Genomic DNA, 22345 nt, shown 5'->3' on the forward strand with positions numbered 1-22345 from the left:
TGACCGCGGCCTTCGCGGATCCGTCACCCACACCTCACGAAACGAAGGAAACCGACATGAGCGGAACCGCCGAGGCGACAGCGAGACTTCAGCACGTCGACGTGCTGATCGTCGGGGCCGGCATCTCCGGCATCGATCTGGGCTACCACCTGACCAAGAAGCAGCCGGGCCGGACCTTCGCCATCGTCGACGGCCGCGACGCGATCGGCGGGACCTGGGACCTTTTCCGCTACCCGGGCATCCGCTCCGACGCCGACATGCAGAGCTTCGGCTTCGAGTTCAAGCCGTGGACCAAGGACAACGCGATCGCCGACGGCAACGAGATCCTCGACTACCTGCACGAGACGATCACCGAGAACGGCCTCGACCGGCACCTGCACCTCGGTCACAAGGTGCTCCGCGCCGACTTCTCCTCCGACACGGTACGCTGGACGGTCACGCTCGAACGAACCAGTGACGGAGAACAGTTCGACGTCACCTGTGGCGTGTTGTTCTCTGCGGCCGGCTACTACGACTACGCCGACGGGTTCACCCCCCACTTCGAGGGACGCGAGGACTTCGGCGGCCTGATCGTCCACCCGCAGCAGTGGCCGGAGGATCTCGACTACACCGGCAAGAAGGTCGTCGTCATCGGCAGCGGCGCCACGGCCATGACGCTCCTGCCGTCGATGGCGGGCACCGCGGGACACGTCACGATGCTGCAGCGCTCACCGTCGTACGTCCTGCCGGTCCCGCGCCAGGACCCGGTCGCCAAGACCCTGCTCCGGCTCCTGCCGGACAAGGTCGCGTACGGGATCACCCGGCGCATCAACATCAACCGTCAGCGCCTGATCCTGTCCCTCAGCCGACGCTACCCACGGCAGATGCGCCGACTGATCCGCCGGGTCAACGCCTCGGCACTTCCCGAGAGTTACGCGGTCGACACGCACTTCAACCCCAGCTACAACCCCTGGGACCAGCGGCTCTGCGTGGTCCCCGACTCCGACCTGTTCAAGGCCATCTCCAGCGGTGCGGCCTCCGTGGTCACCGATCACATCGTCCGGTTCACCGAGCGGGGCATTCTGCTAAGGTCCGGCACCGAACTCGACGCGGACATCATCGTCACCGCCACCGGACTGAACATGCTGCCGTTCGGCGGGATCGCCCTGCACGTGGACGGACAGCCCGTGGAGCTCCACGACCGGCTGATGTTCAGGGCCATGATGGTCAGTGGCGTGCCCAACTTCGCGTTCGCACTCGGATACACCACCAACGCGTGGACGCTCAAGGTCGATCTGGTCTCCGACCACCTGTGCCGACTGCTGGCCCACATGGACCGCTTCGGCTACGCCGCCTTCACCCCGGTCGTCGACGACCCGACGCTCACCCGGCGGCCGTTCCTCGAAATGGACACGGCGTACATCAAACGCGCCATGCACCTGTTCCCGCAGCAGGGGTCCCACGGCCCCTGGACGGTGGACCAGAACTACGCGCTCGACCGTGAGCGGCTGCGCGGCGGACCGGTCGAGGACCCCGCGCTGAAGTTCACCCGTGCCGTGGTGGGTGCGGCGCAGACGCCCAAGGAAACAGTCGCGTGAGCGCCCCCGCCTTCCTCGCCGTCAACGGCCGGCGCATCCGCGTCCGCGTCGACGGCGACCCGGCCGACCCACCGGTGCTGCTGTTGCACGGGATCGGCCGCAGTGTGGAGGACTGGGCCCCGCAGTACCCGCGGCTTGCCCAGGGGTATCGGCTGATCGCCCTCGACCTTCCGGGTTTCGGGTTCTCCGCCCGCTCCCCCGAACCCATCACTCTCGAGGTGCTGGCCCGTGGAGCGCTCGACACGCTTGACGCGCTCGGCGAACGGCGACCGCTGCACGTGCTCGGCAACTCGCTCGGCGGCGCGATCGCCCAGCAGTTGCTCGTCCTGGAGCCGGAAAGGGTGGCCTCGCTGGTACTGGTCAACAGCGCGGGATTCGGCTCCGAGGTCGCACTCCCGCTGCGGCTGCTCGCCCTCCCCGTTCTCGGCCGTATCGCCACCCGACGCACGACCCGTGCCGGAGCGCGGATGGCCGAGCGCCTGCTGTTCGCCGACCCGCTACTGGCCACCAAGGAGCGGATCGATCACGCCTTGGCCATCGCCCGACAGCCCGACCCGAACGCCGTACTGCTCGAGACCGTCCGACAACTCGCCACAGTGCGTGGTACCAGGCTCGGCTGGCAGGCGGACCTGGCTGCCGCTGTCAGGAAGCACCCTCGCCCGACACTCGTCATCTGGGGCGACCGGGACCGAGTCCTGCCCGCCCGCCATCTCGACTCCGCACGTGGGCTCCTCCCCCACGCCGAGACGCATCTCTTCGCCGGGATCGGCCACATGCCGCAGATCGAATGCCCCGACGAGTTCGCCGCCCGTGTCCTGACGTTCCTCGCACACAGCACCAACAGCACCAGTAGTGGAGCCCCTTGATGTTCACCAGCCCGTTTCCCGACGTCGAGATCCCCGAAGTGAGCGTGTATGACATGCTCTTCGCGGACATCGATCAGACCGACCTGGACCGGATCGCGCTCATCGACGCAGCCGATGGCGCGCGGACGACCTACCGGGAGCTGATCGGGCGGGTGAACGCGACAGCCGGCGCCCTCGCCGCCCGCGGGGTCGGCGTCGGGGACGCGGTGGGTCTCCTCGCTCCCAACTCGTCCCTGTTCGCGGTGGCCTTCCACGGCATTCTGCGGGCCGGCGCCACAGCGACCACTGTCAACGCGTTGTTCACCGCCCAGGACATCACCAAGCAGCTCACCGACGCGCGCGCCACGACACTGATCACCGTCGGCGCGCTGCTGCCACAGGCCCAGGAGGCCGCACGGTCGGTGGGGATCGCGCCGGAACGTCTCATCGTCCTGGACGGCGAGGGCGAGACCGCCACCGGCCACCCGAACGCCGACGATCTGCTCGCCCAGGGCGCCCCGGCTCCGCAGGTCTCCTTCGATCCCGCCACGCACCTGGCCGTGCTGCCCTACAGCTCCGGAACCACCGGCAATCCCAAGGGCGTCATGCTGACGCACCGGAACCTGGTGGCCAACATGGCGCAGATCCGGCCCCTGCTGGGAATGAGGTCCGACGACAACATGCTGGCGGTGCTGCCGTTCTTCCACATCTACGGCATGACAGTGCTGCTCAACGCTGCCCTGCAGGCCCGGGCGACGCTGGTCGTCATGCCCCGGTTCGAGCTGGCCGTGTTCCTGGACACCATCCAGGAACACCGGATCACCTACAACTTCATCGCGCCCCCGGTCGCGGTGGCCCTGGCCAAGCATCCGCTCGTCGACGAGTACGACCTGTCCTCCCTGCACACCGTCCTGTCCGGTGCCGCACCACTGGACGCCGAACTCGGGAACGCCGTGGCCGAGCGGTTGGGCGTCCGGGTGCTCCAGGGCTTCGGCATGAGCGAGCTGAGCCCGGTCAGCCACGCCATGCCGCTGGACGGCGGCCAGGCACACTTCGGCGAGGTGGCGCCGCTCAGCTCGTGCGGCTGGCCTGTCCCCAACACTCTCAACAAGATCGTCGATCCCGTCACCGGCCAGGAGGTCGCCTACCCGACGGCAGGCCTGAGCGAGCCGGGCGAGCTGTGGGTCAAGGGACCGAACGTGATGGCCGGCTACCTGGGCAACGCAGCGGCGACCGCCGACACGATCGACGACGACGGGTACCTGCACACCGGAGATCTCGCCCAGGTCGACCGCATCGGCCGGGTGTTCATCGTCGACCGGCTCAAGGAGCTGATCAAGTACAAGGGTTACCAGGTCCCGCCCGCCGAGTTGGAGGCCCTGCTGCTGACCCACCCGGATATCAGCGACAGCGCGGTCATCGGGGTCCCCGACGACGACGGCGAGGAGATTCCCAAGGCCTTCGTGGTCCGCAGGGCCGGGGCCGAGCTCACCGCAGACGAGGTCATCGAGTTCGTCGCCGGCCGGGTCGCCCCGTACAAGAAGGTCCGTCGGGTCGAGTTCATCGACGTCATCCCCAAGTCGGCATCGGGCAAGATCCTCCGCAAGGACCTCCGCACCTCATCCGCCTGACGCCGAACCGGGCCTTCGGCGCACGCACGGCCTCGTGCACAGGGTGCCGTGCCCGTCAACGGGCACGGCACCCTCGGCGATCCCCCGGATCAGGCGGTGCCGCCCCGAGGCAGGAGTGCCTCGCCGAGCATGCGCCAGTACGGCATCGCGGACGCACCCGGCTTGATCCCGATCACCTGGATCGCGACATGATCGGCGCCGGCCCCGACATGGGCGTGGAGCTTCTCCACGATGGTGTCCAGGTCGCCCCAGAACACGAGGTCGTCGACGATGCGGTCGCTGCCGCCCGCGATCTCTTCCTCCGAGTAGCCCAGCCGGCGGAACTTGGCGACGTTGTACGGGCTGTTGAGGTAGATGTGCAGATGCTCGCGTGCGATCGCGCGGGCCTTGCCGGGGTCGGACTCGAAGAGCACCGCGTGCTCGACACCCAGGAACGCGTCCGGTCCGAGAATCTGGCGCGCCTGTGCGGTGTGCGCCACGTTGACGTGATAGGTCTGCGCGCCGGCTGTGCGCTCACCGGCCAGCTGGAGCATCCTGGGCCCGTATGCGGCCATGATGCGGCGCATCGGAGCCTTCGGCAGGGGATTGAGCGTCTTGATCGCGTCCATCTCGTCGAGGTACACGGTCATGGCCGCCAGGGGCTTGGGCGCCGGTCCCAGCCCCGGACCCGGCCCGCCGCCGTATCCGAGACCGAGCACATGCCGGTCGGGATAGGCGTCGGCCAGCAGAAGGCCTGCACCGTACGCCCACCGGGCGCCGCGTGACCAGATCTGCGCGATGCCGTTGACCACGCTCAACCGCTCGGTGCAGGAGAGCAGATAGCCGGCGTGCGTGAACGCGTCGCGCCCGAGAAGTTCGGGAATCCACACCGCTCGCCAGCCGTCTTCCTCCAACTCCTGGACCGACTCGCGGATCCGCGCCGCCGGCTGGGCCTCGAAGTCGAAGGTGTAGACCCCGAACCTGCCGAGATCAAGACCGTCAATGCTGCCCATCAGAACATCTCCTCGCAGTCGACCACACGTTAAGGACAGACAGGTCTGTCTCTAACTTGCGAGTAGACAGACCCGTCTGTTAACTTACACGGCATGAGCACGATGTCCATCCGGCGCCCGGCCCGGGAGCGCATTCTCGACACGGCCTGCGAGCTGTTCTACACCCATGGCATCCACGCGGTGGGAGTGGACAGGCTGATCGCCGAGTCGGGAGTCGCCAAGGCCACGCTGTACAAGCAGTTCCCCAGCAAGGACGACGTGGTCGCCGCGTACCTACGGCGGATGGACGACAGCTGGCGGCGCCAACTGCGGTCGGCGGCACTGGCGGCCGGAGAGGACCCGCGCGAGCAGCTGTTCGGCCTCTTCGTCGCACTGGAGCAGGCGGCCCGAGCGGGCACCTTGGGCTGTGCGTTCATCAACGCGGTGGCGGAGTACGACCCCGGCAGCACGGCGCACGCCATCACCGCCGAACACAAGGCGAACGTCCGCGACTGGGTACGGGGCCTGGCCGCCGCGGCCGGCGCCACGGACCCGGGCATGCTCGCGTTCCAGCTCACCCTCCTCATCGACGGCACCCTGGCGGCCACCCGCGTCGAGCGTGCCGCCGAGGCCGCCGAGGCCGCCAAACAGGCGGCGCGCACTCTGCTCGACGCGGCCTGCGCGGGGCCTGCCTGAAACCACTGGGTCGACAACGCCCGGCTTCTCCCATCAACCAATCACACCACCCACCACGTTGTTCGCGGGCCTAGTAGACAGACCTTTCTGTCTACTAGACAGACCTTTCTGTCTCCATCACCTGCGGAACCCCACCCCTCACCACAAAGGATTCGATCCACATGTCCGAGCAGACTCTCCCCACCACCGCGCACGCCTGGTTCCTGGACTCCCGCCCGGAAGGCCGGCCCAGCGCGGCCAACTTCTCGCTGCGCGAGATCGAGCTCCCCACGCCCGGCCCGGGACAGCTCCTCGTCACCAACGAGTACCTGTCGGTCGACCCCTACATGCGTGGCCGGATGAGCGACAAGAAGTCCTACATCGAGCCCTACGACGTGGACGCGCCGATGGACGGCCCCGCGATCGGCCGCGTCCTGGTGTCCAACGCGGAGGGTTTCGCGCCCGGCGACTACGTGGTCCACGTCCTCGGCTGGCGCGACCACGCCGTCCTCGACGCCGTGGGCGCCCAGAAGGTGGACCCGAACCTGGCCCCGCTCACCGCCTACCTGGGCGTGCTCGGTGTCACCGGCCTCACCGCCTACATCGGCCTTGAGCGGTTCGCGAAGATCAAGGAGGGCGACACGGTCTTCGTCTCCGGCGCGGCAGGCGCGGTCGGCAGCCAGGTCGGCCAGATCGCCAAGCTGAAGGGTGCCGGCCGGGTGATCGGCAGCGCGGGCTCGGACGAGAAGGTCAAGTTGCTGACCGAGGAGTACGGCTACGACGCGGCGTTCAACTACAAGAACGGCCCGGTGGCCGAGCAGCTGGCCCAGACGGCCCCCGACGGCATCGACGTCTTCTTCGACAACGTCGGCGGCGAGCACTTGGAGGCGGCGATCGGCGCGCTCAAGCTGCACGCGCGGATCGTGCTGTCCGGGATGGTCTCGCAGTACAACGACGAGAAGGTCGTGGGACCGCGCAACCTGTGGAACCTGTCCGTGACCCGGTCGGACATCCTGGCCTTCATGTTCAGCGAGGAACTGGACCTCCAGCCCAAGTTCGTCCAGGAGGTCGGCGGCTGGCTCGCCCAGGGCAAGCTCCACTACAGCGAGACGGTTCGAGAGGGCCTCGACAACACCCTGGACGCGTTCCTGGCGATGATGCGCGGCGAGAACGTCGGCAAGATGATCGTCAAGCTCTGAGCGCGCTCCGTAGCCCCGAAGCCTGAGGGGCCCGCCGCACGCACGGCGGGCCCCTCGTCCATTGGGGCTCGGGAGCTCCGGGGTCAAGAAGGGACTCGGGGCGATTCCACCGTCGCCATAAGCGCGGCCCGCTTGCGATCACTCGCCTCACCCTCTTAGCATTATGATCGTAATTCAATACGGGCACGCCCCTACTCCCCAGGAACTCCCCATGGACCTTTCCACCAGCACAGCCCTCGTCACCGGCGCCAACCGGGGCTTCGGGCGGGCTCTCGCCGCCGAACTGCTCGCCCGGGGCGCCACCGTCTACGCCGGCGCCCGCAACCCGGACCAGGTCGACCTGCCCGGTGCCAAGCCGATCGCCCTCGACATCACCGACCCCGCCTCCGTCGCGACCGCAGCCACGGCCACCGGTGATGTGACCGTCCTGATCAACAACGCGGGGTCGAACACCGGCGCCGACCTGCTCGCGGCCGACCCGGCCGACATCCGCCGGGAGATGGAAACCCACTACTTCGGCACTCTTTCGGTGGTCCGGGGCTTCGCACCCCAGATCGCCGAACACGGCGGCGGGGTGATCCTCAACGTCCTGTCGGGTCTGTCCTGGGTCAGCTTCCCGGAGTTCGGCGCCTACTGCGCCGCCAAGTCCGCCGAGTGGTCCCTCACCAACGCCCTGCGCGTGCAGCTCGCCGACCGGGGCATCCGGGTGGCCGGACTGCACGTCGGCTACATGGACACCGACATGGTCCGGGACATCGACGCCGCCAAGTCCGACCCCGCCGACATCGCCCGGATCGCCGTCGACGGCATCACCAACGGTGCCTACGAGATCCTCGCGGACAACGCGGCCCGGCAGGCGAAGGCCGCCCTGTCCGGGGACCTCTCGGTGCTCTACCCCCAGCTCCCCTGAGAGCCGGCCTCTCAGAAGCCCCCGCCCACAGACCTACCGCACAGTACGCCCAGCAAGGAAACATCATGACAGAGCACCGCAGACAACCGGCTCAAAGCGGCAGCGCCGCCTGGGCCATCGTCATCACCAGCGTCGCGGGATTCATCACCGCGCTCGACAACCTGATCGTCACCACCGCCCTCCCTTCCATTCGCAAGGACCTCGGCGGCGGCCTCGAAGACCTTGAGTGGACGGTGAGTGCCTACACCCTCACCTTCGCGGTCCTGCTCATGTTCGGCGCCTCCCTGGGCGACCGCTTCGGCCGCCGCAGACTGTTCGCCGTCGGGCTCGCGATCTTCACCGCCGCCTCGGCCGCCGCCGCCCTCGCCCCCGGGATGAGCGAGCTGATCGCCGCCCGCGCGGCGCAGGGTGTCGGGGCCGCGATCGTGACGCCGCTGACGCTCACCCTGTTGTCGGCCGCCGTCCCGGCCGAGCGGCGCGGCGCGGCCTTCGGCATCTGGGGCGCGGCCAGCGGTATAGCCGTCGCCACCGGACCGCTCATCGGCGGCACGCTCACCCAGCACCTCTCCTGGCAGTGGATCTTCTGGGTGAACGTCCCGATCGGCCTGGCGCTGATCCCGCTCGCCCTGCTCCGGCTGGACGAGAGCCACGGCCCGCACCCGAGCCTGGACCTCGTGGGCACGGTCCTGGTCAGCGGCGGCCTGTTCGGCATCGTCTACGCCCTCGTGCGCGGTAACGCCGACGGCTGGACCAGCACCCCGGTTCTGGGCGGCTTCTTCGCGGGGGCGGCCCTGCTCATCGGCTTCGTCCTGTACGAGCTGCGCGCCAAGCACCCGATGCTGCCGATGCGCCTCTTCCGCCACCGTTCGTTCAGCACGATCAACATCGCCAGCCTGCTGATGTTCCTGGGCATGTTCGGGGCGATCTTCCTGCTCAGCCAGTATCTGCAGACCGTCGGCGGCTACTCGCCGATGCAGGCCGGAGTCCGGATGCTGCCCTGGACCGCCATGCCCATGATCGCCGGGCCGCTGGCCGGGGTGCTCTCCGACCGCATCGGCGGCGGTCCGGTCGTCGCGGTGGGCATGGCCCTGAACGCCGTGGGCCTCGGGCTCTGGGCGCTCGCCGTCGAACCGCAGGTGGCCTACACCCACCTGCTGCCCGCGCTGATCGTCTGCGGTATCGGCATGGGCATGTTCTTCGCGCCCAGTGCGAACCTCGTGATGAGCACGGTCCGTCCGGAGGAGCAGGGCATCGCCTCCGGCGCGAACAACGCGATCCGCGAGGTCGGCGGCGCCATCGGCGTCGCGTCGCTGGCAGCGGTCTTCTCCGCCCAGGGCGGCTACGGCTCCGCCTCGCTGTTCGTGGACGGGCTGGTCCCGGCGCTCTGGGTCGGGGCCGGAGCGGTCGGCGTCGCGGCGGCCCTGGCGTTCCTGATGCCCCGGCGACGCGAGGGCCACGGTCCGGCTGCCGGACTCGCCGCCGAGGACGCGCCGCTCGCGGCCTGATGCGGACAGACCGACGGGCGGCCCAGTCGATCGCGGCTGGAGCCGCCCTTCGGCGCGTCCTGCCCCTGGCTCAGCCGCCCCACGGAATCGTCACTGATCCGCCTGCGTCACCCCGGTCGTCACCGTCGGCTGTCCCATGAACACTCCTCCCCGGCGTCGACCGGCTAACCGTCTTAGACGGTTAAGCTAACGTGCAGAATGGAGGCGTGGCAACGGACGACCTGTGGGTCTGGGACGGCGGGCGGATCTGCCTGGACTTCGTCAACACGCTGCGCTTCCGGTGGCGGACCACGCCCGAGGAGACGCTCCGGAGTGCAGTCGACCTGTCGCGCTGGCTTCAGGAGGCAGGCCTGCTAGCGCCGGATGCGGCCGCCGTGGATCCCGTTGCTACCACTGTTCTGGCGTCGGGCCTACGCCTGCGCGAAACACTCGACCGGACCGTACAGGCGGTAGCCGACGGCCTGATGCCGGACTCTCGCGACGTCACGCTGCTGAACCGCTCCGCGGCGGCAGCCCCTCGGCCCGCTCTGCAGCTGGCCGTCAGGGACGGGCGCCTGGCACCGGCCGGTACCGCGGACCGGGCCTGCGACCCCATGGCCGCGCTGGCGCTGATCGCCCAGGACGCCGTCGCTCTTGTGCTGTCCGACGAGATCCGGCGGGTACGCGTCTGCGGCGCGGAGCGCTGCGCACTGCGCTTCGTGGACCGTTCGCCCGCCCGTAATCGCCGCTGGTGCTCCATGTCCCGCTGCGGCAACCGCGCCAAGGTCCGCCTCCACCAGGCCAGAGCACGGGGCACAGGACCCCGCCCGGACGTGCGGAGCGGGCGTGCACCGGACAGCTGAACGCGGCACCGGCTCGGTCACTTCCCGCCGTTCACCCCACGGGCTTCAGGCGGAACGCAGGGCCGGGAAGGCTCTCGACGTCTTCGGCCTGCACGGCGTGACCTTCTCCGCAGCGGATCTGGACGCCGACGGGTGCGCCGCACTCGCGATGGCGCGTCAGCACGGCCGGCCCCTCGGGGTCGGCGGCGTGCCGGTCCCCCCACTGCAGAAGCCCCATCACCGCCGGCACCAGGTCCATGCCCTTTGGGGTGATGACGTATTTCGGGCGGCTGCGGGAACCGGGCTCCTGATAGCTCTCGGTGGCGAGGATCCCCTCGGCCACGAGCATCCGGAGCCGCGCCGCGAGAAGGTTGCGGGGGCACCCCAGGACGCGTTCGAAGTCGCCGAAGCGGGACGAGCCGTACCAGACCTCACGCAGGATCAGGATCGTCCACTTCTCGCCCACGATCTCAAGAGTCCGCGCGATCGAGCAGTTCGACGTGTCCCGGTCGAGGCGGAGGTCCGCGCCGGTGTCCTTGGCAAGTTCGGTCCACGCAGTCATGGGCATGATTCTAACGCGATCTGAGTTTACTTTTCGATACCTAGAAGCCAGTCCATTCATCCGCTGCGCGCGTCGGCACCGGACCGGCCTCGCACGCCGACATGCCGCCACAACGGCGACGCCGCCGATCCGCAACGGCGGGGCCGCCCGCGACCCCGGCGAGACGAAGAGACCCGGTCGCGTCCAGGAAAGATTCCATCGCCTCCTGGGTTTACTTTCAGATACTCAGGAAGTAGCGTCCAGACCAGCACACCCACCCGGCGGCGTCCGGCGCGGCCGGGCCCGGGACCGACCCGAGCGGGAGCTTCGCCATGGCAAGGCCCCGGGTACAGCACTTCACGCGGTTCGTCGTGAGAGTCGGCGCGCAAGCGGCGAACCCTCGGCCCTGACCTCCCGGTCGTCCGCGACGTCGCCGGATCCCACCGGATCGGCACTCGGCTCAGCCACCACCTCGGCAACCGAGCCGGCAACCGGTTCGCCCCGGGCCCTCCTCCTCGCCTCTGCCCGCCGGTATGCGATAGGGGTGTCCCGTACCGCCCTGTTCACCGCCGCGCCCCGGAAGCGGCACGACCCCGAAGCCACAAAGGAGTGCGCGATGGGAATGTACGAGGATGTCTTCCGTGCCAGCCTCGAAGAGCCGGAATCCTTCTGGCTGAAGGCGGCGGAAGGCATCGACTGGGACACCCCTCCGCGACGCGCCCTGGATTCCTCGGACGCGCCCTTCTACCGCTGGTTCCCCGACGGGCGGCTGAACGTCTGTTTCAACGCGCTCGACCGGCATGTAGAGGCCGGCCGGGGCGAGGAGCCCGCACTGGTCTACGACTCGCCGGTGACCGGCACGCGGCGCACGTACACCTACGCGGAGCTCACGGACGAGGTGGCGACCTTCGCCGGAGCGCTCGCACAGCTCGGCGTGGGGCAGGGCGACCGTGTGGTGATCTACATGCCGATGGTCCCCGAGGCCGCCGTCGCGATGCTGGCCTGCGCGCGGATCGGCGCGGTCCACTCGGTCGTCTTCGGCGGGTTCGCCCCGCACGAACTCGCCCTCCGTATCGACGACGCGGCTCCGAAGGTGGTCGTCTCCGCCTCCTGCGGCATCGAGGGGCAGCGCGTCATCGCCTACAAGCCGCTGCTCGACCGGGCTGTTGAACTGGCGACCCACAAGCCCGACAAGCGCGTGATCCTGCAACGCCCGCAAGAACAGGCCGAGTTGGGGTCGGACGACCTCGACTGGAGCGAACTGGCCGCCGCCGCGCGGCCGGCCGCCTGCGTTCCCGTTTCCGCCACCGCCCCCCTCTACATCCTCTACACCTCGGGAACGACCGGAAAACCCAAGGGAGTCGTCCGCGACTGCGGCGGCTACGCGGTCGCCCTTCACTGGTCGATGGGTGCCGTCTACGACGTGGGTCCCGGCGAGACGATGTTCACCGGCTCCGACGTCGGGTGGGTCGTCGGGCACTCGTACATCGTCTACGCGCCCCTGCTCGCCGGCGCCACGACGGTCCTGTACGAAGGCAAGCCGGTCGGCACCCCGGACGCGGGCCAGTTCTGGCGTGTCGCCGCCGAGTACGGCGTCAAGACGATGTTCACGGCACCGACCGCGTTCCGGGCCATCCGCAAGGAGGACCCGGAGGGCACCCTCACCGCCGGCTACGACCTGTCCGCCCTGCGCCACCTGTTTCTCGCCGGTGAGCGCCTCGACCCCGAGACGTATCACTGGGCGAGCGCTCTGCTGGGCGTCCCGGTGATCGACCACTGGTGGCAGACCGAGACCGGCTGGCCCATCGTCGCCAACCCCATGGGCATCGAGGCCGCTCCTCTCAAGCCGGGGTCTCCGACGCGCCCGCTGCCGGGCTGGGACGTCCGGGTCCTCGACTCTGCGGGCAAGCCGGTGCCCACGGACGTCGACGGCGCGATCGTCGTGAAGCTCCCTCTGCCGCCAGGCGCGCTGCCGACCCTCTGGAACGACGACGAGCGCTACGTCGCCTCCTACCTCTCGGCGTACGAGGGCTACTACCTCACAGGCGACAGCGGCCACATCGACGACGACGGGTACGTCTTCGTCATGGGCCGTACCGACGATGTCATCAACGTCGCCGGACACCGGCTGTCCACCGGCAGTATGGAGGAGGCCCTGGCCGCCCACCCCGACGTCGCCGAGTGCGCCGTCATCGGTGTCGCCGACGCCCTGAAGGGACAGATCCCGCGCGGCTTCGTCGTGCTGAAGGCCGGCACCGACCGCGCACCGGGCGAGGTGGAGGCCGAACTCGTCCGACTGGTGCGCGAGCGCATCGGTGCCGTCGCCTCCCTCAAGGACGTCGCGGTCGTAGCCGCTCTGCCCAAGACCCGCTCGGGAAAGATCCTCCGCAAGACGATGCGCGGCATCGCCGACGGTCACGACGAGCCCATCCCGTCCACGGTGGACGACCCGGGTGTCATCGAGACCCTGCGTCCCGTGCTCCGCCGCCCGGATCACACACCGTGAGCGCCGGCGCGCGGCCCTTCCGCCGGCGGGCGGAGGAACTCCGGCGAACTTCGCAAGGCACGGCCCTGCTACCAGGTCGGGGGTACATTTCGGACATGGGGACTGATGTGCATCTCTTCCTCCGTGATCTCGCCCTGGGGCTCCTGCCGCGGACGGATCACGTGGCGGACGTGGTGCTGCAGCGCCTGCACGGCGAGTTTCCCGAGCTGTGGAAGTACGAGGACATCGCCGCCGCGGCCCCGGCCGGGCTGTCCGAACACGTCGTCGCCGCTCTGGACTTCCTTGCCCGCGGCCGTGACCTGACCGAGGTCAGGACACCGCCCGCGGCCATCGAGTTCGCCAGCCGGCTCGCTGAGCACGGAGTGCCCATCAGCGAGCTCCTGCGCGTCTACCGGATCGTGCACGCGGGTGTGCTGCACGAGTTCTATGCCGAAGCGGCCCGCGTCACCGACTCCCAGGAACTGCTCAGCCAGACCGCCGTCACACTGAGCGCGCTGGCCTTCGAGTATGTCGACCGCACGTCGGACCAGGCTGTCGCCGCCTACCAGAGGGCACGTGACCGGTGGCTGCAGCGACGACTGCTCGTGATCAACGAGGCCGGGACCCGGATCGGAACGACCCTGGACATCGCCGTCACCGCGCAGGAGCTGGCGGACGTCGGAACCGATCACTTCGCCGACCTCGCCACCGTCGACCTGCTCTCCTCCGCCCTCCAGGAGGAGGATCTCTATCCGGCGCCCGCTCCGGCGACCCTGCGCCGTATCGCCCAGGCGACCGCGGCCGGCTACCCGGAGCTGGCATGTGCCGCAGGGCGGACGCACAGCTACCCGGAAGGGTCGGAGCCGGCCCGTGTACTGGCGAACGGACGGCCCCTCCGCCTACACGTCACAGCCGATGACGTTCCCGCCTGGCTGGCGACATCGGCGGACCACGCACTCGCCCTGCGTGCGTGGGGTCCGCACTCCCTGCTCCTGGTCCCCCTGTGGGCCCGCGGCAGTCCGCTGGGACTCGCGCAGTTCGTCCGCCGCCGGACAGCGGATGCGTTCGACGACGACGAGATGCTGCTGGCCCAGGAGATCGCGTCGAGAGCAGCGGTCAACATCGACAACGCCCGTCGCTACACGCAGGAGCGGTCCACCGCGCTCACTCTGCAACGCAGCCTGCTGCCGCACCGCACGCCGGAGGAGTCCGCCGTGGAGACGGCGTCGCGCTACCTGCCCAGCGGATCACGCGCCGGAGTGGGGGGCGACTGGTTCGACGTGATACCGCTCTCCGGAGCCCGCGTCGCTCTCGTCGTGGGCGACGTGATCGGCCGCGGCATCCATGCCGCGGCCACCATGGGCCGACTGCGGACGGCCGTCCGCACCTTGGCCGACCTCGACCTGCCTCCCGACGAACTGCTGACCCATCTTGATGACGTCGTCATCCGGTTGCAGCGCGAGGAGGAGGAGTGCGCGGACGAGATCAGCGCCACCTGCCTGTACGCGGTCTACGACCCCGTCTCCCGCGTCTGTTCCCTGGCCAGCGCCGGACATGTGGCCCCGGCCGTGGTGGCTCCCCTCGCCGGTGACACCGATACCCCCACATCACGCCGGGTCGACTTCCCTGAGCTGCCGGTCGGCCCGCCCCTGGGCCTGGGCGGACTCCCCTTCGAAACGGCCCAGTTCGAGGTGGAGCACGGCAGCCGGCTGGTGCTGTACACCGATGGTCTCGTCCAGAGCCGCACGCGCGACCCGGACCGCACGCTCGCGCTGCTCCACGACGTTCTCGCCAGGTCGCCGGCATCACTCGACGAGACCTGTGACGAACTGCTGTCCGCGCTGCTGCCCCACCGCCCCACGGACGATGTCGCCCTCCTCGTGGCACAGACCAGAGCGCTTGACTCCGGTCACGTCGCCACCTGGGATCTGCCCTGCGACCCGGCCGTCGTCGCCGAGGCCCGCGCCCGGGCGTCCGCCCAGCTGGCCGCCTGGGGTCTGGAGGACCTGGCCTTCACCACCGAACTCGTGGTCAGCGAACTGGTGACGAACGCCATCCGCTACGGCAAGGGCCCCATCCAACTGCGCATGGTCCTTCAGTCCACGCTGACCTGCGAGGTCTCCGACGCCAGCAGTACCGCCCCGCACCTGCGTCGCGCCCGGGTCTTCGACGAGGGCGGCCGCGGCCTGCTCCTGGTCGCCCAGCTCACCGAGCGCTGGGGGACGCGGCACAACCGCGAGGGCAAGGTCATCTGGACCGAGCAGCTGATTCCCAACCCTTCGGCCGAGGCCCCGTCCACTCCGGTGTGAGGGTCCGCACGGGTTCCGCAGGATCCCCGCTTGCCACATCACACAGCCCCACATAATATTACGTTCGTAATTCTACGATCGCGCCGACACACGCTCGGCTGGCCGGCCGGGGTGACTGATCACTGCCTCCCCCGCGCCCCTCGGCGATCCATCACCCCTTGCAAGAGGAATCCCCATGCTCAACGCCCTGTGGAACCCGACCACCGTCGGAGACACCCCCCTGCCGCACCGCCTGGCCATGGCACCCCTGACCCGGAGCCGGGCCACCCCGGAGGGCGTGCCGACCGAGTTGAACGCCGAGTACTACGCCCAGCGCGCCTCGCACGCGCTCATCATCACCGAGGGCACCCAGCCCTCCGCCGACGGCCAGGGCTACCCGGTGACCCCGGGCATCTACACCGAGGAGCACATCGCCGGCTGGCGCAAGGTCACCGACGCCGTGCACGCGGCCGACGGCCGGATCGTCATCCAGCTGATGCACGCCGGGCGGATCGCCCACCCGGACAGCACCCCACACCACCGGCAGCCGGTGGCCCCCTCCGCGATCAGGCCGCAGGGCCTCACCTTCACCCCGTCCGGGATGCAGGAGATGCCCGAGCCGCGCGAGCTGTCCACCGAGGAGGTCGCCGCGACGGTCGAGGACTTCCGCCACGCCGCCGCGGCCGCCATCGCGGCCGGCGCCGACGGCGTCGAGATCCACGGGGCCAACGGCTACCTGGTCAACCAGTTCCTCTTCCCCAGCGCCAACCAGCGCACCGACCAGTACGGCGGCTCCCTCGACAACCGCATCCGTTTCGCGGTGGAGGTCGCCACGGCCGTGGCCGACGAGATCGGCGCCGGCCGCACCGGCATCCGGCTCTCCCCCGGCAACCCCTTCCAGCTGAACGACCTCGTGGAGAGCGACCCGCACGAGCTCTACCCGCACCTGCTGCGCGCCCTCGCCCCGCTCAACCTCGCCTACCTGCACATAGGCCACGGCGGCGACGAGGAACTCCTGCACACCCTGCGCACGCTGTGGCCGACCACGCTGCTCCTCAACCGGGCCGGCGCCGACATCGCGACCCGTGCCAAGGACGTCGAGGACGGCGTGGCCGACGTCGTCACCGTCGGCACCATGGCCCTCGCCAACCCCGACCTCGTCGCGCGCGTACGCTCCGGGGCGCCCCTGAACACCCCCGACCCCAACACGTTCTACGGCGGCGGCGCGGCCGGCTACACCGACTACCCGGCCCTCACCGACTGACCCCGGACCCACACGCCCGGGGAGCCGTCGGCCCGTGTGCTCCGCACTGGCCCCGATAGACGTCGGCCCGGCACCCCGTTCCTTGCCAGGGCTGCCGGGCCGATACCCACAGCGGGCGACGCCGTGCACGCCGCCGACCGGGTTGTGGTGCTCCTCCCCCGGCGTCAGGGAGAAGGACGCCCGGCCTGCGTTCACGCGAGAAGGCGATCGGCCGTGCGCACCACGGCCGATCGCCTTCCTGCCTGCCCTTTTTCAGTGAAGCCGGCCCCCGCTCACCTGACTGCCGACGGTGAAGCCAGGGGCGTGAGGATGGCGCAATGGAGTGGCTTGAGGCGAGCACCGAGAACTGCCCCGTCCAGCGCGCACTCGACGTGGTGGGGGAAAGGTGGACGTTGCTGATCCTGCACGACGCCGTCAACGGGGTCCGCCGGTTCGGCGACTTCCGCCGCCACATCGGCATGTCCGAGGCGATCCTCAGCGATCGGCTGAGGAAGCTGGTCACCGCCGGGATCCTGGACACCGTCCCCTACCGGGAGCCTGGTAGCCGCTCCCGCAACGAGTACCACCTGACCCGCAAGGGCTGGGACCTGTGGCCGACCCTGATGGCGCTGAGTCAGTGGGGCGAGACGTACACCCTCGGCCCCGAGGGTCCCGTGCTGGACATCCGCCACACCGATTGCGACGCGCCGGTCCGCGTCGTCGTGGAGTGCTCCGCGCACCACTCCACCCTGAACCCCGGCGACGTGACCGCCCGGCTGGGGCCTGGCGCTCGACCTCGGCGGTGAGCCGAGGACCGGCCGTTGCCTGACGCCCGCCATCACATTACGTGCGTCAGGCAATCGGTTAGGCTTGTGTACGGGGCAACGGCCTTGAGGGAGCGAACGGAGGACGCCCGTGGTGCGCTACGCCAAGGAGCACAAGCAGGAGACGCGGAAACGCATCATCGAGAAGGCCGGTGAGCGGTTCAAGCTGGACGGGATCGACGGATCGGGCGTCTCCACGTTGATGTCCGACGCCGGGCTCACCAACGGAGCTTTCTACGCCCATTTCGCGTCGAAGGACGACCTCGTCGCCAACGTCGTGACCGACCAGCTGCAGACGCAGCTCTCGCGGTACGACGAGCTGCGGCCCGGCCGTGAGGGACTTGAGGATCTCGTGCGCGAGTACCTGTCGCCGGAACACCGCGACCACCGGGGCGCGGGCTGTCCCTCCGCCGCCCTTCTCGACGAGATCGGCCGCTGCGGGGAGCAGACCAAGCAGGCCTACACCGACGGCGCGCGGGCCATCGTGGAGGGCATCGCTGCCCGTCTGGCGCCTGGTGATCCGCGATCCGCCCGAGGGAAGGCGATAGGGCTCTACACCATGCTGGTGGGAACTCTGCAGCTGTCCCGCGCGCTCTCCGACCCGAAGTTCGCCGACGAGGTCCTTGAACAGGGCATCGAGAACGCCCTCGCGTTCATGCACTGAGCCGGGTATCACCCGGCGTTCGTTCCGGGAATCAGTTCCGCACCCCGATCAGCGACCTCGTGCCGCAGAGCGTTCCACAGGGCACGGACGGCGGGGTGCGCCACCGCCTCGCGACGAACGGCCAGGGTGATGGGAAGCCGGATGTCGATCTCGTCGGCGAGCAGTCGGCGAAGCCGGGTCCGCCGGGCGAGAAAGGCCGGCAGGACCCCGATACCGGCCCCCTGCTCGGTGGCTTCGAGCTGGGCGAAGACGTTCGTCGAGGAGAACGCCGGGCTCACCCCTGGCAGGTGGCGCTCGATGTCGAGGTCGCCGACCTGCAGCATCGAATCGATGTAGAAGACGAGCGGGTGCTCCCGCAGCTCGGCCACCGACTCAGGCTTTCCGTGCCGGGCGAGGTAGGCATCGGAGGCGTAGAGCCCCAGCGTGTAGTCGGTGAGGTGCTCGGTCACCAGACGGCCGCTGGAGGGAACGCCGATGACGAGAGCGAGATCGAAGCCGGACGGGCGCAGGGCGAGCTGCCGTGTCGCGGTGACGAGTTCCACCTGGAGCTGCGGGTGCCGGCGGCGCAGTCGCACCAGGGCGGGCGCGACGAACAGGGTGCCGAAGCCATCGGGTGCACTGACGCGCACCGTACCGCGCAGGGACGGCACGTCCTGGCCCGCCACGGTGTCGACGACGCGGTGCACTGCCTCCTCGATCGCGCGCGCGTTCTCCGAGACGGCCCTTCCGATGTCCGTCAGGGCCCATCCCTCCGTGCCGCGCTCGACGAGGCGAAGGCCGACGCTCTTCTCCAACGCGGCGATACGACGTGACACGGTGGTGTGATCCACTCCCAGTGCGTCGGCGGCGGCCACCAGACGCCCCGTACGGGCTACCGCGAGCAGGTAACGCAGGTCGTCCGCACGGATTTTGCGCGGGTCGACGGAGCGGCGGGCGTCGACCGGTCGCGAGGCCGAGCTCTCGTCCTGCTCGTCCGACTCATGTGCGGAGCGTGGGCGCACGGCAACTCCGTATCTGCGTTTTCGCACAGTTGATGTGCGTTATTGGTGGTTGATTGCACATTGGGCGGGTCGCACAGTCGAGGGGGTGGGCGCGCCGCGCCCCGCCGTTCCTGCTGAAAGGGCCCCCATGATTACCAGCCTTTCCCTGCCCCGGATCCTGCGCGTCGGGCGTGGCGCCGTCGGTGAACTGGGCGATGTGGTCACGGGGCTGGACCTGCGTCGCCCCCTGCTGGTGACGGACGCGTTCCTCGCCGGAACCGGTGCGGCGGAGCGGCTGATGACGACGTTGAGGGAAGCCGGTCTGCAACCGCGCCTGTTCGCCGAAACCGTCCCGGATCCGACGACCGACTCGCTGGGCGCGGGACTGGACGTCCTGCGGGAGCACGAGGCGGACTCGGTGATCGGATTCGGTGGCGGCAGCCCGATGGACACCGCCAAGGCCCTCGGTCTGCTGGGCGTCCAGGGCGGGCGGATGCGGGACTACAAGGCACCGCGCGCCAACCTCGGCCCGGCACTTCCGGTGATCGCGGTCCCGACGACCGCCGGCAGCGGCTCCGAGGCCACCCAGTTCACCGTCATCACCGACAGCGCCACGGACGAGAAGATGCTCTGCACGGGGCCCGCGTTCCTGCCGGTCGCCGCCGTCGTCGACTTCGAACTGACCCTGTCGATGCCCGCCCGCCTGACCGCTGACACCGGCGTCGACGCGCTGACGCACGCAGTCGAGGCGTATGTGAGCCGCAAGGCCAACCCGTTCTCCGACGGCCTCGCCCTGAACGCGATCCGGACCATCGGCCGCCACATCCGCCGCGCCTACGCCGACGGGGAGGACATCGAGGCCCGCGAGGCGATGATGCTCGCCGCGACCCAGGCCGGCATCGCCTTCTCCAACTCCAGCGTGGCGCTCGTCCACGGCATGAGCCGTCCGATCGGCGCTCACTTCCATGTCGCGCACGGCCTGTCGAACGCGATGCTCTTCCCGGCCGTGACGGCGTTCTCCGTGCGCGCGGCCGAGAGCCGGTACGCCGACTGCGCCCGCGCGCTCGGAGCCGCCGACGACAGCGACGACGACGCCGGGGCCGCCGGGAAGTTCGTGGCGGCACTCCGTGCCCTGTGCGCGGACCTCGAGGTGCCCACGCCGCAGACGCACGGCATCGACAAGGACACGTGGCTGGGGTTGTTGCCGCTCATGGCCGAGCAGGCACTCGCGTCCGGGTCTCCCGCCAACAACCCGCTCGTACCCACCGCGGACGAGATCCAGGATCTGTATGCGCAGATCTATGCCTGACACAGCGAGAACGGGCCGTGACGACCCCGGAGTACGGAGCGCCGATCCATGACTGACGCCCTGTACACGGGGCTGGCCACGCACTTCGTCGCCGGGGACAGCCTCGACGCGGTCACGGACGCCCTGGCCGACCGTCCCGGCGACCCGGTGGACGTCGTCCTGAACCGCCTGGCCGGCTCTTCCCCCGTGGCGGGGAGCGGGCTGGCGAAGGTACGCGGCGAAGTGGACTGGGCGTTCGGTGCCCCGCTGCTCGGTGAGATCGAGACACGCCTGCACCACCTCGGCACTCCATGGGCTGCGGCCGCGCTGACCGCATTGGAGGCCGCCTCGCCGCAGAGCCTGGAGATCACCCACGCCCTGCTGACCCGGGGCAGGCAGCAGACGTTGCGCCAGTGCCTGGACACCGAACTCGCCCTCACGCGCACGGTCATCCGGACGCCGGACTTCCTGGAGGGCGTTCGCGCGGCCCTGGTCGACAAGGACCGCAGTCCCGCATGGCGACGCGCGGCGGACGACACCCGCACCCAGCCGTCCTGACGATCTCGGGGTGCGGGCGGGGCGCCGCCCGGCGACTCGGGCGTATCCGAAACCGCCGCGACAACGCCGCATGAAGCGGGCGCAGTTGCGGAGCTGCACCGTTGTGACCGACATTTCGCCAGCTCCTCATGCAGGTGGAAGCGCCAGTGGCCCCGAGCGGACGCCCGGAGACCGACGACCCTGCTCAGCCCGCGGCCGCCGTGGGGGCGCCGACCGCAGGCCGTGCGCCCCCACTCCGGTGCGGAGCGGGGGCGCACGGCCTGCGGTCGGCCCGCTCTCAGTCGTTCTCGGGGACCATCGAGACGACGACCTTGCCGGCCTTGGTACGGCCCTGCTCGACGTGCGCCATCGCGTCGAGCGTCTGGTCGAACGGGAAGACCCGGTCGATGACGGGACGGAGCTGCCCGCTGTCGTAGAGACCGGCGAGTTCGCGCAGCTGGGAGCCGCTGGCCCGCATGAAGAGGAACTCGTAGCGCACACCCAGTGACCTGGCCTGCTTGCGGATCTTCCGGCTGAGCCCGTTCATCACCACACGGAGGAAGGCGGGAGCGCCGAGTTGCTTGGCGAACCCCGCGTCCGGCGGACCGACGACACTGATCGCCAGGCCGCCGGGCTTGAGCACGGTCAGCGACTTCTTGAGGTTCGCCCCGCCCACGGAGTCCAGCACCAGGTCGTAGCCGGACAGCACCTTCGAGAAGTCCTCCTTGGTGAAGTCGATGACGAGGTCCGCGCCGAGGCTCTTGACCAGTTCCTCGGTTCCGGGGCCCGTGGTCGTGGCCACCGTGGCTCCGAGGTGCCTGGCGAGCTGGACGACCGTCGAGCCGAGACCCCCGGAGCCGGCGTGGACAAGCACCCTCTGTCCCGGCTGCACGCGGGCGCGTTCGACGAGAATCTGCCAGGCGGCCAGCGCCACCAGCGGGACCGCGGCGGCCTCCTGGAAGGTGAGCGACTGCGGCTTGGGCGAGACGTCGTCCTCGTGGATCGCGACGAACTCCGCGAAGCCTCCGATCCGCAGGTCACGCGGACGGGCGTAGACCTCGTCGCCGACCTTGAAGTGACGCACGGCGGAACCGACCCTCGTCACGACGCCCGCCACGTCGTGGCCGAGCACGAAGGGGCGCTTGTACTTCAGGAGTTGCTTGAACTCCCCGTTGCGGACCATCTTGTCCAGCGGATTGATGCTGGTGGCGCTCACTCTTACCAGAACGTCGCGATCCCCTACGGCGGGTTCGGGCACTTCCGCAGCGCGCACACCGTCCTTGTCGTACTTCTCGACGACGAATGCCTTCATGTCAGTCAGCCTTCTGCGTGATCTTCTCGGTGGTTCTCTTGCTGGTTCT

General features: G+C 69.6%; 19 protein-coding genes. 15 read left to right on the plus strand and 4 right to left on the minus strand.

Annotated features, from left to right (window positions below; translation table 11 throughout):
* The first annotated feature begins 56 nt into the window (after window positions 1-56).
* From ABZ887_RS23095 to ABZ887_RS23105, 3 genes are read left to right on the plus strand one after another with little or no spacing between them, the layout of a single operon-like run.
* Window positions 57-1577: an NAD(P)/FAD-dependent oxidoreductase gene (locus tag ABZ887_RS23095; protein WP_361292345.1), complete on the plus strand. Its 1521-nt coding sequence runs from the start codon at window positions 57-59 to the stop codon at window positions 1575-1577.
* Complete coding sequence (locus ABZ887_RS23100) at window positions 1574-2443, plus strand: alpha/beta fold hydrolase (RefSeq protein ID WP_361292347.1); 870 nt, start codon at window positions 1574-1576, stop codon at window positions 2441-2443. The genes ABZ887_RS23095 and ABZ887_RS23100 overlap by 4 nt, the downstream gene beginning before the upstream one ends.
* Window positions 2443-4053: a 4-coumarate--CoA ligase family protein gene (locus ABZ887_RS23105; RefSeq protein ID WP_361292349.1), complete on the plus strand. Its 1611-nt coding sequence runs from the start codon at window positions 2443-2445 to the stop codon at window positions 4051-4053. Before ABZ887_RS23100 ends, ABZ887_RS23105 begins: the two co-directional genes overlap by 1 nt.
* A gap of 89 nt (window positions 4054-4142) precedes the next feature.
* On the opposite strand, the gene ABZ887_RS23110 is transcribed toward ABZ887_RS23105, so the two are convergent.
* Window positions 4143-5045, minus strand: coding sequence for a TIGR03620 family F420-dependent LLM class oxidoreductase (locus ABZ887_RS23110; RefSeq protein ID WP_361292351.1), 903 nt, complete (start codon window positions 5043-5045; stop codon window positions 4143-4145).
* Window positions 5046-5138: 93 nt separating this feature from the next.
* Here ABZ887_RS23110 and ABZ887_RS23115 point away from each other — a divergent pair, with 93 nt between their 5' ends.
* The 5 genes from ABZ887_RS23115 to ABZ887_RS23135 all read left to right on the plus strand — a co-directional run bounded on the left by ABZ887_RS23115 (window position 5139) and on the right by ABZ887_RS23135 (window position 10155).
* Entirely contained in the window at window positions 5139-5720 is a 582-nt protein-coding gene (locus ABZ887_RS23115) for a TetR/AcrR family transcriptional regulator (protein WP_361292353.1), read from the plus strand.
* Between the two features lie 161 nt (window positions 5721-5881).
* On the plus strand, window positions 5882-6898 hold the full coding sequence (locus ABZ887_RS23120; protein ID WP_361292355.1) for an NADP-dependent oxidoreductase: 1017 nt from the start codon (window positions 5882-5884) through the stop codon (window positions 6896-6898).
* A gap of 211 nt (window positions 6899-7109) precedes the next feature.
* Window positions 7110-7808, plus strand: coding sequence for an SDR family oxidoreductase (locus ABZ887_RS23125; RefSeq protein WP_361292357.1), 699 nt, complete (start codon window positions 7110-7112; stop codon window positions 7806-7808).
* 65 nt (window positions 7809-7873) lie between these two features.
* Window positions 7874-9313, plus strand: coding sequence for a DHA2 family efflux MFS transporter permease subunit (locus ABZ887_RS23130; protein WP_361292359.1), 1440 nt, complete (start codon window positions 7874-7876; stop codon window positions 9311-9313).
* Window positions 9314-9519: 206 nt separating this feature from the next.
* On the plus strand, window positions 9520-10155 hold the full coding sequence (locus ABZ887_RS23135) for an ABATE domain-containing protein (RefSeq protein ID WP_361292361.1): 636 nt from the start codon (window positions 9520-9522) through the stop codon (window positions 10153-10155).
* A gap of 31 nt (window positions 10156-10186) precedes the next feature.
* Here the strand turns inward: ABZ887_RS23135 and ABZ887_RS23140 are convergent, their stop codons facing one another.
* Window positions 10187-10696, minus strand: coding sequence for a helix-turn-helix domain-containing protein (locus tag ABZ887_RS23140; RefSeq protein ID WP_361292363.1), 510 nt, complete (start codon window positions 10694-10696; stop codon window positions 10187-10189).
* A 595-nt stretch (window positions 10697-11291) separates the two neighbouring features.
* Here ABZ887_RS23140 and ABZ887_RS23145 point away from each other — a divergent pair.
* The 5 genes from ABZ887_RS23145 (at window position 11292) to ABZ887_RS23165 (ending at window position 18179) form a co-directional block, all read left to right on the plus strand.
* Window positions 11292-13181 carry a propionyl-CoA synthetase gene (locus tag ABZ887_RS23145; RefSeq protein ID WP_361292365.1) on the plus strand — a complete coding sequence of 630 codons (1890 nt, stop codon included), beginning with the start codon at window positions 11292-11294 and terminating at the stop codon, window positions 13179-13181.
* Window positions 13182-13276: 95 nt separating this feature from the next.
* Complete coding sequence (locus ABZ887_RS23150; RefSeq protein ID WP_361292367.1) at window positions 13277-15469, plus strand: SpoIIE family protein phosphatase; 2193 nt, start codon at window positions 13277-13279, stop codon at window positions 15467-15469.
* Window positions 15470-15644: 175 nt separating this feature from the next.
* Entirely contained in the window at window positions 15645-16712 is a 1068-nt protein-coding gene (locus tag ABZ887_RS23155; RefSeq protein WP_361292369.1) for an alkene reductase, read from the plus strand.
* Between the two features lie 317 nt (window positions 16713-17029).
* A complete protein-coding gene (locus tag ABZ887_RS23160; protein ID WP_361292371.1) occupies window positions 17030-17497 on the plus strand; it encodes a helix-turn-helix domain-containing protein in 468 nt (155 codons plus the stop codon).
* A gap of 109 nt (window positions 17498-17606) precedes the next feature.
* Window positions 17607-18179 carry a TetR/AcrR family transcriptional regulator gene (locus ABZ887_RS23165; RefSeq protein WP_361292373.1) on the plus strand — a complete coding sequence of 191 codons (573 nt, stop codon included), beginning with the start codon at window positions 17607-17609 and terminating at the stop codon, window positions 18177-18179.
* An 8-nt stretch (window positions 18180-18187) separates the two neighbouring features.
* Here ABZ887_RS23165 and ABZ887_RS23170 read toward each other — a convergent pair whose 3' ends face one another.
* Entirely contained in the window at window positions 18188-19180 is a 993-nt protein-coding gene (locus ABZ887_RS23170; RefSeq protein ID WP_361292375.1) for a LysR family transcriptional regulator, read from the minus strand.
* A gap of 127 nt (window positions 19181-19307) precedes the next feature.
* On the opposite strand from ABZ887_RS23170, the gene ABZ887_RS23175 reads away from it, so the two are divergent.
* Together ABZ887_RS23175 and ABZ887_RS23180 are read left to right on the plus strand one after the other, a co-directional pair.
* A complete protein-coding gene (locus tag ABZ887_RS23175; protein ID WP_361292377.1) occupies window positions 19308-20468 on the plus strand; it encodes an iron-containing alcohol dehydrogenase in 1161 nt (386 codons plus the stop codon).
* Between the two features lie 48 nt (window positions 20469-20516).
* Window positions 20517-21005, plus strand: a complete 489-nt coding sequence (locus ABZ887_RS23180; RefSeq protein ID WP_361292379.1) for an enoyl-CoA hydratase/isomerase family protein — start codon at window positions 20517-20519, stop codon at window positions 21003-21005.
* A 277-nt stretch (window positions 21006-21282) separates the two neighbouring features.
* Here ABZ887_RS23180 and ABZ887_RS23185 read toward each other — a convergent pair whose 3' ends face one another.
* On the minus strand, window positions 21283-22296 hold the full coding sequence (locus tag ABZ887_RS23185; protein ID WP_361292381.1) for an NADP-dependent oxidoreductase: 1014 nt from the start codon (window positions 22294-22296) through the stop codon (window positions 21283-21285).
* Between the last annotated feature and the right edge of the window lie 49 nt (window positions 22297-22345).

The organism is Streptomyces sp. NPDC047061, from assembly GCF_040643955.1.
Lineage (GTDB): Bacteria > Actinomycetota > Actinomycetes > Streptomycetales > Streptomycetaceae > Streptomyces.